Annotated in this window: 15 protein-coding genes; all 15 read right to left on the reverse strand. The window is 52.5% G+C overall.

All coding sequences use genetic code 11. The annotated features are described in order from the left end of the window. Positions 1 to 20: 20 nt before the first annotated feature. The 15 genes from hisP to pdxB all read right to left on the reverse strand — a co-directional run bounded on the left by hisP (position 21) and on the right by pdxB (position 14301). Positions 21 to 794 carry a histidine ABC transporter ATP-binding protein HisP gene (hisP, locus tag OGV74_RS15110; RefSeq protein ID WP_003028114.1) on the reverse strand — a complete coding sequence of 258 codons (774 nt, stop codon included), beginning with the start codon at positions 792 to 794 and terminating at the stop codon, positions 21 to 23. 13 nt (positions 795 to 807) lie between these two features. Further along, complete coding sequence (gene hisM / locus OGV74_RS15115) at positions 808 to 1515, reverse strand: histidine ABC transporter permease HisM (protein WP_003028116.1); 708 nt, start codon at positions 1513 to 1515, stop codon at positions 808 to 810. Next, a complete protein-coding gene (locus OGV74_RS15120) occupies positions 1512 to 2198 on the reverse strand; it encodes a histidine ABC transporter permease HisQ (protein ID WP_003028118.1) in 687 nt (228 codons plus the stop codon). Before OGV74_RS15120 ends, hisM begins: the two co-directional genes overlap by 4 nt. A 185-nt stretch (positions 2199 to 2383) precedes the next feature. Continuing rightward, complete coding sequence (gene hisJ / locus OGV74_RS15125) at positions 2384 to 3166, reverse strand: histidine ABC transporter substrate-binding protein HisJ (protein ID WP_003028120.1); 783 nt, start codon at positions 3164 to 3166, stop codon at positions 2384 to 2386. A 247-nt stretch (positions 3167 to 3413) separates the two neighbouring features. Further along, on the reverse strand, positions 3414 to 4196 hold the full coding sequence (gene argT / locus OGV74_RS15130; protein ID WP_086504384.1) for a lysine/arginine/ornithine ABC transporter substrate-binding protein ArgT: 783 nt from the start codon (positions 4194 to 4196) through the stop codon (positions 3414 to 3416). Positions 4197 to 4483: 287 nt separating this feature from the next. After that, positions 4484 to 5053 (reverse strand): UbiX family flavin prenyltransferase, encoded by a 570-nt coding sequence (locus OGV74_RS15135; protein WP_003028125.1) that lies wholly within the window; start codon positions 5051 to 5053, stop codon positions 4484 to 4486. A gap of 96 nt (positions 5054 to 5149) precedes the next feature. Next, on the reverse strand, positions 5150 to 6667 hold the full coding sequence (purF, locus tag OGV74_RS15140; protein WP_003028127.1) for an amidophosphoribosyltransferase: 1518 nt from the start codon (positions 6665 to 6667) through the stop codon (positions 5150 to 5152). A 33-nt stretch (positions 6668 to 6700) separates the two neighbouring features. Beyond that, positions 6701 to 7189, reverse strand: coding sequence for a colicin V production protein (gene cvpA / locus OGV74_RS15145; RefSeq protein ID WP_003028129.1), 489 nt, complete (start codon positions 7187 to 7189; stop codon positions 6701 to 6703). Positions 7190 to 7409: 220 nt separating this feature from the next. Continuing rightward, the gene (gene dedD, locus OGV74_RS15150; RefSeq protein WP_003028133.1) at positions 7410 to 8072 is read right to left on the reverse strand and encodes a cell division protein DedD; all 663 of its coding nucleotides are present in this window, start codon (positions 8070 to 8072) and stop codon (positions 7410 to 7412) included. Then, positions 8062 to 9330 (reverse strand): bifunctional tetrahydrofolate synthase/dihydrofolate synthase, encoded by a 1269-nt coding sequence (gene folC / locus OGV74_RS15155; RefSeq protein ID WP_003839318.1) that lies wholly within the window; start codon positions 9328 to 9330, stop codon positions 8062 to 8064. Before folC ends, dedD begins: the two co-directional genes overlap by 11 nt. A 192-nt stretch (positions 9331 to 9522) precedes the next feature. After that, positions 9523 to 10437, reverse strand: a complete 915-nt coding sequence (gene accD, locus OGV74_RS15160) for an acetyl-CoA carboxylase, carboxyltransferase subunit beta (RefSeq protein WP_003839317.1) — start codon at positions 10435 to 10437, stop codon at positions 9523 to 9525. A 149-nt stretch (positions 10438 to 10586) separates the two neighbouring features. Next, positions 10587 to 11246, reverse strand: coding sequence for a DedA family protein (locus tag OGV74_RS15165; protein ID WP_003028140.1), 660 nt, complete (start codon positions 11244 to 11246; stop codon positions 10587 to 10589). Between the two features lie 24 nt (positions 11247 to 11270). After that, positions 11271 to 12083 carry a tRNA pseudouridine(38-40) synthase TruA gene (truA, locus tag OGV74_RS15170; RefSeq protein WP_003028142.1) on the reverse strand — a complete coding sequence of 271 codons (813 nt, stop codon included), beginning with the start codon at positions 12081 to 12083 and terminating at the stop codon, positions 11271 to 11273. Further along, positions 12083 to 13096: an aspartate-semialdehyde dehydrogenase gene (locus tag OGV74_RS15175; protein WP_003839313.1), complete on the reverse strand. Its 1014-nt coding sequence runs from the start codon at positions 13094 to 13096 to the stop codon at positions 12083 to 12085. Before OGV74_RS15175 ends, truA begins: the two co-directional genes overlap by 1 nt. A 68-nt stretch (positions 13097 to 13164) precedes the next feature. After that, on the reverse strand, positions 13165 to 14301 hold the full coding sequence (gene pdxB / locus OGV74_RS15180; protein WP_086504385.1) for a 4-phosphoerythronate dehydrogenase PdxB: 1137 nt from the start codon (positions 14299 to 14301) through the stop codon (positions 13165 to 13167). Positions 14302 to 14317: the final 16 nt, after the last annotated feature.

The following is a 14317-nucleotide window of genomic DNA, read 5'->3' on the forward strand; positions in this document are numbered from 1 at the left end:
AACGCCTCCGGGCAGGTGATTTACTTCAACGAACCTTTGAGGAACTGCTGCAAACGTGGGCTTTGCGGATTACCGAATACCTGCTCCGGGTCGCCCTCTTCCTCAATTTTCCCCTGATGCAGGAAAATCACGTGCGTGGAAACATGACGGGCAAACCCCATTTCGTGAGTCACCACCACCATGGTTTTCCCCTCTTCGGCCAGCTGTTGCATAATGCGCAGCACTTCACCCACCAGCTCAGGATCTAGTGCCGATGTGGGTTCATCAAACAGCAACACTTCCGGCTCCATCGCCAGCGCACGGGCAATGGAAACACGCTGCTGCTGACCACCGGACAGATGCACCGGATATTTGCCCTGCGCGCGCTCATCAATGCCCACTTTAGCCAGATACTTCACCGCACGGTCGCGGGCTTCCTGTTTGCTCAGCCCCAACACCTGGATCGGCGCTTCCATGACGTTTTCCAGCACCGTCATGTGGCTCCACAGATTAAAGTGCTGAAAGACCATCGTCAGACGCGTGCGCAGCAGGCGCAGCTGATTTTTGTCCGCAACCTTGAGCTGACCGTCTTTGTCGCGCACCAGACCAATATTCTGACCACTGACTACAATCGACCCGGCGCTTGGTTTCTCAAGAAAGTTAATGCAGCGCAGGAAGGTACTTTTACCGGAACCTGACGAGCCAATAATACTGATAACATCACCCGCGTTGGCCTGCAGCGACACCCCTTTCAGCACTTCATGTTCGCCGTAGTGCTTATGTAAATCGATAACGTTTAATTTATTTTCAGACATCGTGTTACTCGAATCATTTAGAGGATACATGCTGCAACCAGCGTTTTTCCGCTTTACGGAACAGACTGATCAGGACATACGAAATAATCAAATACAGTACAGCGGCAATACCGAAGGCGGTAAACGGCTGATACGTTGCCGAGTTGATATCGCGGGCGATTTTCAACAGGTCTGGTACCGTTGCGGTAAACGCCAGCGCCGTGGAATGCAGCATTAAAATGACTTCATTGCTGTAAGCCGGCAACGCAATACGCAGCGCGGAAGGTAAAATAATGCATCGATACAGTTTGAATGACGAGAAACCGTATGCGCGAGCAGCCTCAATCTCACCGTGAGGCACAGAACGGATAGCCCCGGCGAAAATCTCAGTGGTATAGGCGCAGGTATTCAGCGTCAACGCCAGCACGGTGCAATTCAGCCCGCTGCGGAAAAACGCGTTGAGGAAGTCCGTGCCTTTGACGATCTCCAGCGTATACATCCCGGAATAAAACACCAGTAGCTGAACGTACAGCGGCGTGCCACGAAAAATATAGGTGAACAGCCAGATAGGAAACTGGATAAATTTATTACTGGAAACGCGGCCAATAGCCAAAAAGAGCGCAAGTATTCCGCCCATCACTACTGACGAAATCAAAAGCCACAGGGTGATAGCGACGCCAGTGTAGCGATATCCGTCGGTCCACAGCAGGGACTTCCAGTATTCCTGAATAATCTCGATCACAGGTCAGCCCTCTTTACACCCACGGAATAGCGGCGCTCAAGGTACAGCAGCACACCATTAGAAACAGTGGTAAACACCAGATAGATGACCCCGCACACGACGGCAAAATAGAACGGCTCCCAGGTACTCTTCCCGGCAAGCTGGGTCGCTTTCACCACGTCTTCCAGGCCGAGCAGCGACACCAGTGCCGTAGCCTTAAGAATAACCTGCCAGTTATTACCTATTCCCGGTAAGGCATAACGCATCATCGCCGGGAACATAATGCGACGAAATATTTGTGAGCTGGTAAAGCCAAACGCCGTCGCGGCTTCAATATGGCCTTTTGGTACAGCCATAAACGCACCGCGAAAAGTTTCGGTAAAGTAGGCACCGTAGATAAATCCAAGGGTGATAATGCCCGCAACCATCGGATCGATATCAATCTGGCCGATACCGATGGCATCGGTAATGGTATTCAGCGCGATTTGTAATCCGTAGAAGATGAGCAGCATTAAGACCAGATCGGGCACGCCGCGGATTAGCGTTGTGTACCCTTCGAAAATAAGCCCCATTGCCCGGCTTTGCGACAGCTTTGCTGCTGCGCCGACAAGACCTATCAGAACCGCCAGTACCACCGAGCTGAGTGCCAGCTCCAGCGTAACAATTGCGCCCTGTAAAATTACACCTGAAAAGCCATACAACATGCTGCCTGTCCTGTCGTGTGTGGTGGAGTAGTAAGCCTCTTTTGATATTTTGTCTCGTCACTTTATGCCTGATGGCGCTTCGCTTATCAGGCCTACAAGCTTTCGTCGTAGGCCTGATAAGGCGCAGCCGCCATCAGGCAATAAGTCGATCAAAAATCTACGGGCTTTATCAGCACCTGCGGTAATTAACCGCCGTAAACATCAAAATCGAAGTACTTTTTCGCCAGCTTCTCGTAAGTACCGTCAGCTCGCATTTCGGCAAAGGCTTTGTTCAGCGCTTCGCGCAGCTCGTTATCGTCTTTGCGCAGCCCCATACCGGTACCCACGCCGAACAACTTCTCGTCTTTCACAGACGGACCGCCGAATTTGTAATCTTTACCGACTGGCTGTTTCAGGAAGCCTTCGCTGGCCGCGACTTCATCCTGGAACGCGGCGTCAATACGCCCGGCAGTCAGGTCAGAATAGATATTGTCCTGCCCCTGATAAGAGACAATCTCAATACCTTTTGGCGCCCAGTGTTCGTTGCCGAACGTTTCCTGGGTGGTGCCCTGCAGCACACCAACACGTTTACCTTTCAGCGACTCAATGGTCGGCTGAATAGCTGAATCTTTAGCGACAACCAGACGCGAGTCGGCTGCATAAAGCTTGTCAGTAAAAGCGATTTCCTGCTGACGTTTTTCAGTAATGGAAAGCGAGGACATGATGGCATCGATTTTCTTCGCTTTTAGCGAAGGGATCAGCGCGTCCAGCGGGTTTTCCACGAAGGTACATTGCGTATTAATACGTTTGCACAGCTCTTTAGCCAGATCGATATCAAAACCGACTAATTCACCCTGGGCATTTTTCGATTCGAACGGCGCATAAGTAGGATCGGTACCGATACGAATTTTTTGCGGAATGGCTGCAAATGCTGCGGTAGCACTGGAGAAAGCCAGAACCAGAGAAAGAGACAACACCAGTTTTTTCATAACTATCCTCAACAGACTGTCTTTTATAGGGGATCTTTACAGGACCAGGTGCAGTTATCGTGCCATTAATCAGGCCGACAAGGCAAAGCATTCTACCCTGCCGGCGGTATTTATTTGCATGAAAAGCGCTTAAGTATGCACTCATGCTTATTAAGTCAGCTATAAAAGCACCAAAACAGTGCACTGAATGTATTATGCACCGTAATGGTTACCCGCAATGGTGCAGTCAATTCCCCACGCCGCTGTATTAATCGCCGTAGACATTAAAATTAAAATATTTGCTCGCCATTTTGTCGTAGGTGCCGTCTTTGCGCAGTTCACCCAGCGCTTTATCAAAAGCGGCTTTCAGCTCGGTGTCATCTTTGCGCAAACCAATCCCGGTTCCGTCGCCAAAGTATTTTTTATCTTTCACCGAAGGACCTGCAAAGTCGTAGTCCTTACCGGCAGGTTGCTTCAGGAAGCCTTCGCTGGCCGCGACCTCATCCTGCAACGCTGCGTCGAGACGGCCCGCCGTCAGATCAGAATAGATAAGATCCTGGTTCGCATAAGCCACCACATCCACGCCTTTACTACGCCAGTTGTCATTGGCATAGGCTTCCTGAGTAGAGCCTTGCAACACGCCAACGTGTTTACCCTTGAGGGAGTCCAGAGTCGGTTTAATTGGGGAACCTTTCGCGGCGATCAGCCGTGAGTCTGCTGCGTAAAGTTTGTCTGAGAATGCAATCTCTTGCTGACGCTTCTCGGTGATAGAAAGCGAGGAGATAATGGCATCAATTTTTTTCGCTTTCAGCGACGGGATCAGCGCATCAAAGTCGCTGGCAACCCAGGTACATTTGATCTGCATGCGCTTACACATCTCATTTCCCAGATCGATATCAAAGCCGACAAAGTCGCCTTTGGCATCTTTAGAGGAAAAAGGTGCATACGTTGTATCTGTACCAATACGAACCGTCTGCGGAAGTGCTGCGTAGCTGGCCGCGGTGGCGGAGAGTCCTACCAGCAAAGACAAAGCAAGAACCTTCTTCTTCATACATAACCCTCAAGTGGCGTAATTTTATTATGTTTTACGTTGTGTTGTGTGTTTGCAGACTTTTTCAAGCAGGTCTTATGCCATTTTCGCGTCGATGAGGATATTCGACGTTAAATATGTTAATAAAACGTTGCAATAATGTCCTGATTTTGAAGATAGCAGGTCTGACGGTTGAACCGCAGCGTTTCGTTGAGTTTTAACGAATTAAATGTTGAGGATATGATCGCGGTTACAAAATTGCCCTGAAACAGGGCAACGGATATTTCTTTGCACGCTGATGGAACGGCTTACGCCCCTTGCCAGCGGGTGAACAGGTCCTGCGGAAGGGTAATATCAAACTGGTCAAGCACGCGATTAACCGTTTGATTAATCACATCATCGAGCGTTTGTGGACGATGATAGAACGCCGGGACTGGTGGCATAATCACTGCGCCAATTTCTGCCGCCTGAGTCATGAGGCGCAGATGCCCCAGATGCAGCGGCGTTTCGCGTACACACAGCACCAGCGGACGACGTTCTTTCAACACCACATCTGCCGCACGGGTAAGCAACCCATCGGTGTAACTGTGGACAATGCCGGAAAGGGTTTTGATTGAACACGGCAGGATGACCATGCCGGCGGTCTGAAAAGAGCCGGAGGAGATACTGGCGGCGATATCGCGCGTATCATGATTCACATTTGCCAGCGCCTGCACGTCACGCACAGAGAGGTCCGTTTCCAGTGCCAGCGTCTGCCGGGCAGCGGCACTCATCACCAGATGGGTTTCCACATCGGTAACGTCACGCAAAACCTGCAGCAGGCGCACGCCGTAAATTGCCCCGCTTGCGCCAGAAATACCAATGATGAGTCGTTTCATGTGTAATAGCCCTTACTTGCTCAGGGCCGACTTTGCAGGAAATTACGGTGAGTTGCAAGCAAGGGTGCAGGTTGCGCCCTTGCTTGCGAGCAAACATTAACCTTCGTTGTGCATTTCAAGGTTTTCCGCTTCGTTCTGACGCAACACCGCTTTGGCATCATCATTACGCAGGGAGTCGAGGAAATCGAGATATTGCTGGTCGACGTCTTTGGTGACGTACACACCGTTAAACACTGAACATTCAAACTGCTGAATATCCGGATTCTCAGCACGGACAGCTTCAATCAGATCGTTCAGGTCCTGGAAGATCAGACCATCTGCGCCGATTATCTGGCGAATCTCGTCCACTTCACGACCATGCGCAATCAGCTCCGTCGCCGTAGGCATATCGATGCCATAAACGTTCGGGAAGCGAATTTCCGGGGCGGCAGAGGCCAGATACACCTTCTTCGCTCCGGCTTCACGCGCCATCTCGATAATCTGTTCTGAAGTGGTCCCGCGCACGATGGAGTCATCCACCAGCAGCACGTTTTTATCACGGAATTCCGCACGGTTAGCGTTCAGCTTACGGCGCACTGATTTACGGCGCAGCTGCTGGCCCGGCATGATAAAAGTGCGTCCCACATAGCGGTTTTTCACAAACCCCTGACGGTACGGCTTACCGAGAATACGGGCAATTTCCAGCGCGATATCGCAGGAGGTTTCCGGGATTGGGATGACTACGTCGATGTCCAGATCTTCCCACTCACGGGCAATTTTTTCGCCAAGCTTAGTCCCCATATTCACACGGGCGCTGTAGACAGAAATCTTGTCGATAAAGGAGTCAGGACGAGCGAAGTAAACGTATTCAAACAGACACGGATTGCTCACCGGGTTATCAGCACACTGACGGGTAAACAGCTGGCCTTTTTCGGTGATATACACCGCTTCGCCAGGGGCTACGTCGCGCAGGAATTCAAAGCCCAACGTGTCCAGCGCTACGCTCTCAGACGCCACCATGTACTCGGTACGTCCATCGCCAATATCACGTTTGCCCATTACCAGCGGACGGATACCGTTAGGGTCGCGGAAGGCAACCATACCGTGACCGATAATCATCGCCACGCAGGCATAGGCGCCGCGAATCTGGCGGTTGGTTGCCGCAATGGCAGCAAAAATATTGTCGGCCTCCAGCGGGTAATGGCGGAAGTTATCCAGCTCGCTGGCGAAAATATTCAGCAGAATTTCAGAATCTGAAGTGGTATTGATGTGGCGGCGCTTTTCTTCAAACAGCTTTTTACGCAACTCATGCGCATTGGTCAGGTTGCCATTATGGGCAAGAGTGATGCCATACGGTGAGTTGACGTAAAAAGGTTGAGCTTCGGAGGCGCTGGAGCTGCCAGCCGTTGGGTAACGCACATGACCGATGCCCATATTGCCCTGCAAACGCTGCATATGGCGCGCTTCAAAAATATCGCTCACCATTCCGTTTGCTTTACGCAAGCGGAAGCAGTTGTTGGCATCAATGGTGATGATGCCCGCAGCATCCTGACCACGATGCTGGAGCACCGTTAACGCGTCATAAATCGACTGGTTTACCGGCATAACACCGGCGATACCGACAATACCGCACATACGTCTTTTCCTCGTTCAGCAACGACCCAAAGTTTATACTTTGGGCAAGAAACTTGACGAGCTTTGCAGATAGTCAAAGAACCATCTGATGATGAAACTGAACTGCGGAATCAGCTGCGACTTACCCCAGTCTTCACTTTTCGACAGACCGGTAAAGGTATCGAGAAAGAACAGTATGGCGGCAACGATCAACGCTCCACGCAAAGCACCGAAGCAGATCCCCAACACCCTGTCGGTACCCGACAGTCCTGTTTTCTCTACCAGTTGGCCTATCACAAAGTTAACGATAGCGCCGACGATAAGTGTCGCGATGAACAGTATCGCGATAGCAATCCCATTTCGAACCAGTTCGTCTTCAAAGCCCGTAAACCAGACAGACAGGTAAGTGTAGTAATGGCTGGCGACAAAGAAAGCACAACCCCAAGTCACCAACGATAATGCTTCACGAACAAAGCCACGGATCAGGCTAACCAGACAGGAAAAACCAATCACCGCGATAATGGCGTAATCAATCCAGACCATATGTGTCCCACGATTTTACGCCCTGTCGTCCTGTTCGGGGCGCATTCTAACAGAAAAAGAAAACGTTTGCGTAGGGATTTCCTTTCCACGCGTAAATAAAAATGGCGCTGAAAAAATCTTCAACGCCATACCGTTTTATGCCTCTTCGGGCACTGCCGGATAGCGGTGAAAACACCGTATCCGGCCTGAATAAAAGCTGCGCCGTAAACAGCGCAATCCCTTAATTAGGGGTGTACCCCATCACGACGCCACTCAGACCAGAGATCTTCTGCAGCTCGCCCAGCGAGTTCTTTAGCTTATCTTTGGAGGCGTCCGGCCCGACGAGAATGCGGGTTATTTTACCCTGCACCGGCGTTGACGGGGAAGTATATACCCGGAAGCCCGCGCCACGAAGTTTACCCACGATCTCATTGACCTTATCCGCATTTTTCAGCGCACCAAGCTGTACAACGTACGCTTTACCAGTCGGCGCTGGCGGTTCCTCAACAGCCGGTTTCGGCGCTGGGGCGGGCGCAGGCGTCGGAGCGACGGCAACAGGCTGCGGTTTCGGTTTAGGTTTCGGTGGTTCCACAGGCGCAGGGACAGGATCTAATTCCGCGCTGTTTGCCGTCGTCAAACGTGATGGATCCAACGATGGCGCGGCAGCATCACCCGCACGCACCTCTTCTGCCGCCCCTTCCGGCGGCTGAGTCGGCAGCGCCTGCGTTGCTGCAGGCATCATGTCTGGTTCATCGCGATCACCGGGTTTAGGCACCAGTGGGATCGCTGCAAATTCATCCTGATAATGCTTTTTCTGCCCGTCAAGCAGCCCGGGAAGCACAATTACCCCGAGCGCGACTAGCACAATTGTGCCGACTAATCGATTCTGAAACTTACTCGCCACCGCTTCTCCCCACGTCTATTACTTCCATGACATGTGCGACAGTGTGAAAGGATCCACACACCAACACGGTATCTTCTGGCTTCGCCTCAGCAAGTGCTGCAGACCATGCCTGCGCCACGCTGTCATAAGCGTTGCCTTTGCCCAGGTGCTCCAGCAGTTGTTCTGCCGTTGCGCCACGCGGCCCTTCCAGGGGCGCACAGTACCAGACGTCAACCACGCTTTTTAACCAGGCTAACGTACCGGCAATATCTTTATCATGTAGCATACCGATAACCGCAAGTACACGCCCGCTTTTCACTAACTTTTTCAGACGTCCGGTCAGATACTCTGCCGCATGCGGATTATGGGCAACATCGAAAATCACTCGCGGCGACTCGCTCACAATCTGGAAGCGCCCCGGTAAAATCGCGCGTTCGATGCCGTCACGAATCGCCTGCTCGCTAACGTTCAGCCCGCTTGCGCGCAGCGCGGCCAGTGCGGTAGCAGCATTAGGTTGTGGCACCTGCGGCAACGGCAAATGCGCCAACGTTCCATGAGCATCCGTAAACGACCAGTCGTTCTCAGTGACCGCATAGCGCCAGTCCACGCCGCAGCGTTGCAAAATCGCCCCGCACTCTTGTGCGACATCCGCGATGGTGTAAGGCATTTCAGGTTCGCCGACGATAGCCGGTTTCTCTGCACGGAAAATGCCCGCCTTCTCACGACCAATACTTTCGCGATCCGGGCCCAGCCAGTCAGTATGGTCAAGCGCAATACTGGTGACTACAGCGACATCGGCATCGACGATATTGGTGGCGTCAAGGCGGCCGCCTAATCCCACTTCCAGAATAACAACATCCAGTTGGGCCTGTTTAAACAGCCAGAGTGCCGATAACGTACCGTATTCAAAGTAAGTCAGGGAAATATCACCACGAGCGTCTTCAATCTCAGCAAACGAGGCGGTATGGGCTGATTCCGGCAGTTCCCCCCCCTGCACGCGTACGCGTTCAGTGTAACGCACCAGATGAGGCGAACTGTACACCCCAACTTTATAGCCTGCCGCAGTCAGCACAGACTCCAGCGTACGACAGGTCGTGCCTTTTCCGTTGGTTCCTGCCACCGTAAACACAAATGGCGCGGGTTTCAATACACCCAGTTTGCGCGCTACCTGGCTTACGCGTTCAAGGCCAAGATCGATGGTTTTACTGTGCAGGTTTTCCAGATAAGAAAGCCACGACGCCAGGGGCGACGCGGCTTGAGGAATACGTTTATTGTCCATGATGCCTGTAATTTTATTACGTAGATTAAAGCAAAAGGCAGCGCCAGTTGGCCCTGCCCTTTTTTACTCGTCGTCTTTCAAGCTGCAGGTGTGTTGGCTGCTCTCGCTCACCCGAATCACTTGCCCGTGCAAGCTCATCCGGGTTCACTCTCTTGCCGTCTTCCTGCAACTCGAAATCCATAGAGTAAGTTATCAGGCTTCTGATTCCTGATCGGGTACCGGAGATACCACCTCGCCTTCACGCGGCTCATCCGGATTCGGCGCAGGAAGATTCATCAGCTTCGCCAGGATGCTTGCCAGTTTCAGGCGCATTTCCGGACGGCGGACGATCATATCGATAGCGCCTTTTTCAATCAGGAACTCGCTGCGCTGGAATCCCGGCGGCAGTTTCTCACGTACGGTTTGCTCGATAACACGCGGACCCGCGAAGCCGATCAGTGCTTTCGGTTCTGCAATGTTGAGATCGCCCAGCATCGCGAAGCTTGCGGAAACACCACCCATTGTTGGGTCGGTCAGTACAGAAATATACGGTAAACCGCGTTCCTGCATTTTCGCCAGCGCAGCAGAGGTTTTTGCCATCTGCATCAGAGACATCAGCGCTTCCTGCATACGCGCCCCGCCAGAAGCGGAGAAGCAGATCAGCGGACAGTTGTCTTCCAGTGCCTGCTCAACGGCACGGACAAAACGCGCACCGACCACAGAGCCCATGGAGCCGCCCATAAACGCGAACTCGAATGCCGCAGCAACGACCGGCATACCATGCAGCGTGCCTTTCATCACCACCAGCGCATCTTTCTCGCCGGTTTCTTTCTGCGCAGAAGCCAGTCTGTCTTTGTATTTTTTAGAGTCACGAAACTTCAGCACGTCTTTCGGCTCAAGCTCGCTACCCAGTTCCACAAGAGAACCTTCATCTAACAGGCTATGCAGGCGATTGCGCGCCGACATGCGCATATGATGGTCACACTTCGGACAGACCTCAAGATTACGTTCCAGCTCAGCACGGTATAAAACCTGACCGCAGCTATCACACTTGGTCCACACCCCTTCAGGAATGCTTGCCTTGCGGGTGGGAGTAATGTTGCTTTTAATTCGTTCAATCCAGCTCATTGGTGACCTTTCTGCCTGAACCCTAGTCAGCTTTGTTATAAGGGGCGCATAATGCCATTTTTGCCCCTAACAGACCATGAATGTTGCACATTAAAACATAACAGCCCGAAACTTTGGATAAAAAAGTGGTCGAACCGCTGAGTTACTTTCTATTTTGCAGCCCGTGACGCAGCACGCTTATGGCGAATTACTTCAATCACCCCCGGCAATACGGAAAGGACGATAATCGCCACAATCAGTAATTTCAGGTTTTCCTGGACGATCGGCAGATCGCCGAACAGGTAGCCTGCGTAGGTGAACAACAATACCCACAGCAATGCACCTACGACGTTATACATCGCAAAGTGACGGTAGGACATATGTCCCATACCGGCAACAAACGGCGCAAATGTGCGCACGATAGGCACGAAACGCGCCAGGATAATCGTCTTACCGCCATGACGCTCGTAGAACGCATGGGTTTTATCCAGGTAGCTGCGGCGGAAAATTTTGGAGTTCGGGTTACTGAAAAGTTTTTCCCCGAACAATCGGCCAATCGTGTAGTTCACTGCATCGCCCACAATCGCCGCCACAATCATCAGTGCCACCATCAGATGAACATTGAGATCATTGGTCGGCAGCGCAGAAAGCGCACCAGCAACAAACAGCAGCGAGTCCCCTGGCAGGAATGGTGTCACCACCAGCCCGGTTTCGCAGAACAGGATCAGAAACAGAATCGCGTATACCCAGATACCGTATTCCGCGACCAGCTCCGCCAGGTGCACATCAATGTGCAGGATAAAATCAATAAGAAAGTAAATCAGGTCCATAGTTATGCCTTTATACGACTCAAATTAGTCCGCCAGAAATAGCGGGCCCATAGGCGGTTTTGGCAGGTCGAACCGGTCCGGGTAATCTACTGCAACCAGATACAGTCCTTCCGCTTTCGCCGTTGCCGCTGCCAGCGTTCTGTCCTTTGCCGCTAACAGTTCTGCTATCCAGCTCTCCGGCTGGTTGTTGGCGCCAACTTCCATCAGGCTGCCGACAATATTCCTGACCATATGATGTACAAAGGCATTCGCTTTAATATCCACCACCACATATGCACCGAAACGTTCGACGTTAATGTGCATCACGTTACGCCACGGTGTGCGCGACTGGCACTGTACCGCACGGAACGAGGTAAAATCATTTTCGCCAATCAGACACTGGGCTGCACGATGCATACGCTCAGCGTCCAGCGGTTCATAATAATGGGTTACCCCTTTACCCAAAACCGCAGGGCGCAACCGATGATTGTAGATGATGTAGCGATAACGGCGAGCCGTAGCGCTAAATCTGGCATGAAAATCATCAGGTACAGCTTTCACCCAGCGCACGGCGATGTCACCAGGTAAATTCGCATTTACCCCCAGTGTCCAGGCCGCATCTTTACGCTGGGCAGTGGTTTCAAAATGCACGACCTGCCCAGTGCCATGAACGCCCGCATCCGTGCGACCTGCACAAAAAACATTAATGCGTTCGTTCGCCACCTGAGAAAGCGCTTTTTCCAGTTTTTCCTGAACGCTACGCACTTCGTTCTGGCGCTGCCAGCCATAATATTTGCTGCCGTCATACTCAATGCCCAGCGCAATTTTATGGGTTGACGGCTGTTGCTGGTCAGACATTAGTACAGGTACTCCTGCACCAGTTTTTCCGCAATTTTCACCGCCATTAACGCGCCGCCAAAGCGTACGTTGTCTGCCACAGACCAGAACTGAACTTGCTCCGGCATACCGTAATCGTTATGCACGCAGCCAATAGAAAGGTGCGGCGTGCCCGATGCATCGCCAACCTGGGTCGGGAAGTCGGTTTCTTCCGACAACACCACGTCTTCGCCGCGTGAAAACGCATCACGTGCTTCTTCCGCCGCCAACGGGCGCAGAGCCTCAAAATTCACCATCTGCGCGTGGCCATAAAACACCGGGGACTGCACGATGCTGGCTGAGATAAGCAGACCGTCATCCTGCATAATTTTGCGCACTTCATCAACAATACGACGCTCTTCACGCACGCTGCCTTCGCGATCGGGCAGCAGCGGCAGCATATTGAACGCCAGCTGACGACCAAAGAAATCATCTTCGTCAATCGGGATGCCGTTAAGCAATTTCGCGCTTTGTCCTGCCAGTGCGTCTACGGCTTTTTTGCCGTGAGCGGAAGCCGAAATAATATTGGTCACCGTAATCCGTGACAGCCCGCCGTCATCAATCAATGGTTTCAGCGCAGACAGCAACTGGCTTGTCAGGCTGTTTGGTACCGCAATCACATTGCGGTTACGGTAATCCGCCAGCACGAACGGGTTAACGTCCGGAACCACCAGCGGAACGTCTGGCTCAAGCGCGAACAGACCGCTGCTGTCAATCACCAAGCAACCCGCATTTGTTGCTTCTTCTACCCATGCGGCGGTGGCTTCAGTGCCCGCAACAAAAAATGCCAACTGTGCCTGCGTCCAGTCAAATTCTGCAACGTCCTGCACTATGACCGATTTACCGTTAAAACGCAGATGCTCACCGGCGCTTTCATTACGCGCCAGCGCATAAATTTCACCGACCGGGAACTGGCGTTCAGCCAGCGTATCGAGCAGGGCTTCGCCTACGGCGCCCGTTGCGCCCAGAATGGCAATATTCCAGCCTTCAGACATGGTGATTTACTCCAAGAAATACGTAAGCGTCCCTGTCGCATTATTCGACAGGGAGCATTAAGAAGACATTAATGTGCCGGATGATGAACAGCGTTAAAACCCAGCTTACACAATAAGGCAGCAGCCGTTGCGTCGTCACACATCACATATAAAGACGACCATTCACGACGCTCAAGGTAATTTTTACGCAGTTTATCAAACTCACCCGGAATTCTAGCGACTTTACGCAGCGGCGCATCATCGCGGCGCACATCATACACTAAATGCACCAGCCTTTTCAGCGTTGGCTGATCTAACGGGCCATGCAGGGTGATACGACCAAATTCCGGCGCGGGTAACAGGGTACTGAGCGCAACGTGCTGCTCGTGACCAATAAACTTACTATAGGCCTCAAAGACCTGCGTGGTGCCACGCGCTTTTCCTTCGAGGGTATACCCGGCAATGTGCGCCGTGCCGATATCGGCTTTCTCCAGCAACGCCACATTGAGATCCGGCTCTCCTTCCCAGACATCCAGCACAACGCTCAGCGACTGACCTGCATTCAGCCGGCTCAGCAATGCTGTATTGTCGATGACCGGCCCACGGCAGGCGTTGATCAGAATAGTGCCCGGCTTCAGTCGGCTAATCAGCGCATCATCCGCCATGTGCAGCGTTTTGTAGGGTCCGTCCTTAAACAGTGGCGTATGGAAAGTCAGCACATCGGCTTGCTCTACCAGTTCGTCCAGTGAGCGGAAATCGCCCTCGTCACCGCGATCGGCTCGCGGTGGATCGCACAGCAGCGTGCGGATCCCCAGCGCGTCCAGACGCGCCTGCAAACGCCCACCCACGTTGCCCACACCCACAATGCCTACGGTGCGATCGCGTAACGCAAACCCATCACGCTCCGCCAGCATCAGCAACGCTGAAAAAACATATTCTACGACCGCTATCGCGTTACAACCGGGCGCGGCGGAAAAACCGATCCCAGCCTGCGCAAGCCAGGCGTCATCCACATGGTCTGTGCCAGCGGTTGCCGTACCGACAAATTTAACCGGTTTGCCTCCAAGCAGTGATTCATTTACTTTCGTCACCGAGCGCACCATTAAAGCATCCGCATCATCCAGTTCAGCAACGGGAATCGGACGACCGGGAACCGCTTTGACCTCCCCCAAACGACTGAACAGTTCGCGGGCATAGGGCATATTTTCATCAACGAGGATTTTCACGTCTTTCGCACCTGTT

Source organism: Citrobacter sp. Cf116 (assembly GCF_030336505.1).
Classification (GTDB): Bacteria; Pseudomonadota; Gammaproteobacteria; order Enterobacterales; family Enterobacteriaceae; genus Citrobacter; species Citrobacter freundii.

Bases quoted from the DNA above. Each gene is read 5' to 3' on its own strand.
- hisP (WP_003028114.1), bottom strand. From the start codon at position 794: ATGTCTGAAAATAAATTAAACGTTATCGATTTACATAAGCACTACGGC.
- OGV74_RS15120 (WP_003028118.1), bottom strand. From the start codon at position 2,198: ATGTTGTATGGCTTTTCAGGTGTAATTTTACAGGGCGCAATTGTTACG.
- hisJ (WP_003028120.1), bottom strand. From the start codon at position 3,166: ATGAAAAAACTGGTGTTGTCTCTTTCTCTGGTTCTGGCTTTCTCCAGT.
- argT (WP_086504384.1), bottom strand. From the start codon at position 4,196: ATGAAGAAGAAGGTTCTTGCTTTGTCTTTGCTGGTAGGACTCTCCGCC.
- OGV74_RS15135 (WP_003028125.1), bottom strand. From the start codon at position 5,053: ATGAAACGACTCATCATTGGTATTTCTGGCGCAAGCGGGGCAATTTAC.
- purF (WP_003028127.1), bottom strand. From the start codon at position 6,667: ATGTGCGGTATTGTCGGTATCGCCGGTGTTATGCCGGTAAACCAGTCG.
- cvpA (WP_003028129.1), bottom strand. From the start codon at position 7,189: ATGGTCTGGATTGATTACGCCATTATCGCGGTGATTGGTTTTTCCTGT.
- folC (WP_003839318.1), bottom strand. From the start codon at position 9,330: ATGGACAATAAACGTATTCCTCAAGCCGCGTCGCCCCTGGCGTCGTGG.
- accD (WP_003839317.1), bottom strand. From the start codon at position 10,437: ATGAGCTGGATTGAACGAATTAAAAGCAACATTACTCCCACCCGCAAG.
- OGV74_RS15165 (WP_003028140.1), bottom strand. From the start codon at position 11,246: ATGGACCTGATTTACTTTCTTATTGATTTTATCCTGCACATTGATGTG.
- truA (WP_003028142.1), bottom strand. From the start codon at position 12,083: ATGTCTGACCAGCAACAGCCGTCAACCCATAAAATTGCGCTGGGCATT.
- OGV74_RS15175 (WP_003839313.1), bottom strand. From the start codon at position 13,096: ATGTCTGAAGGCTGGAATATTGCCATTCTGGGCGCAACGGGCGCCGTA.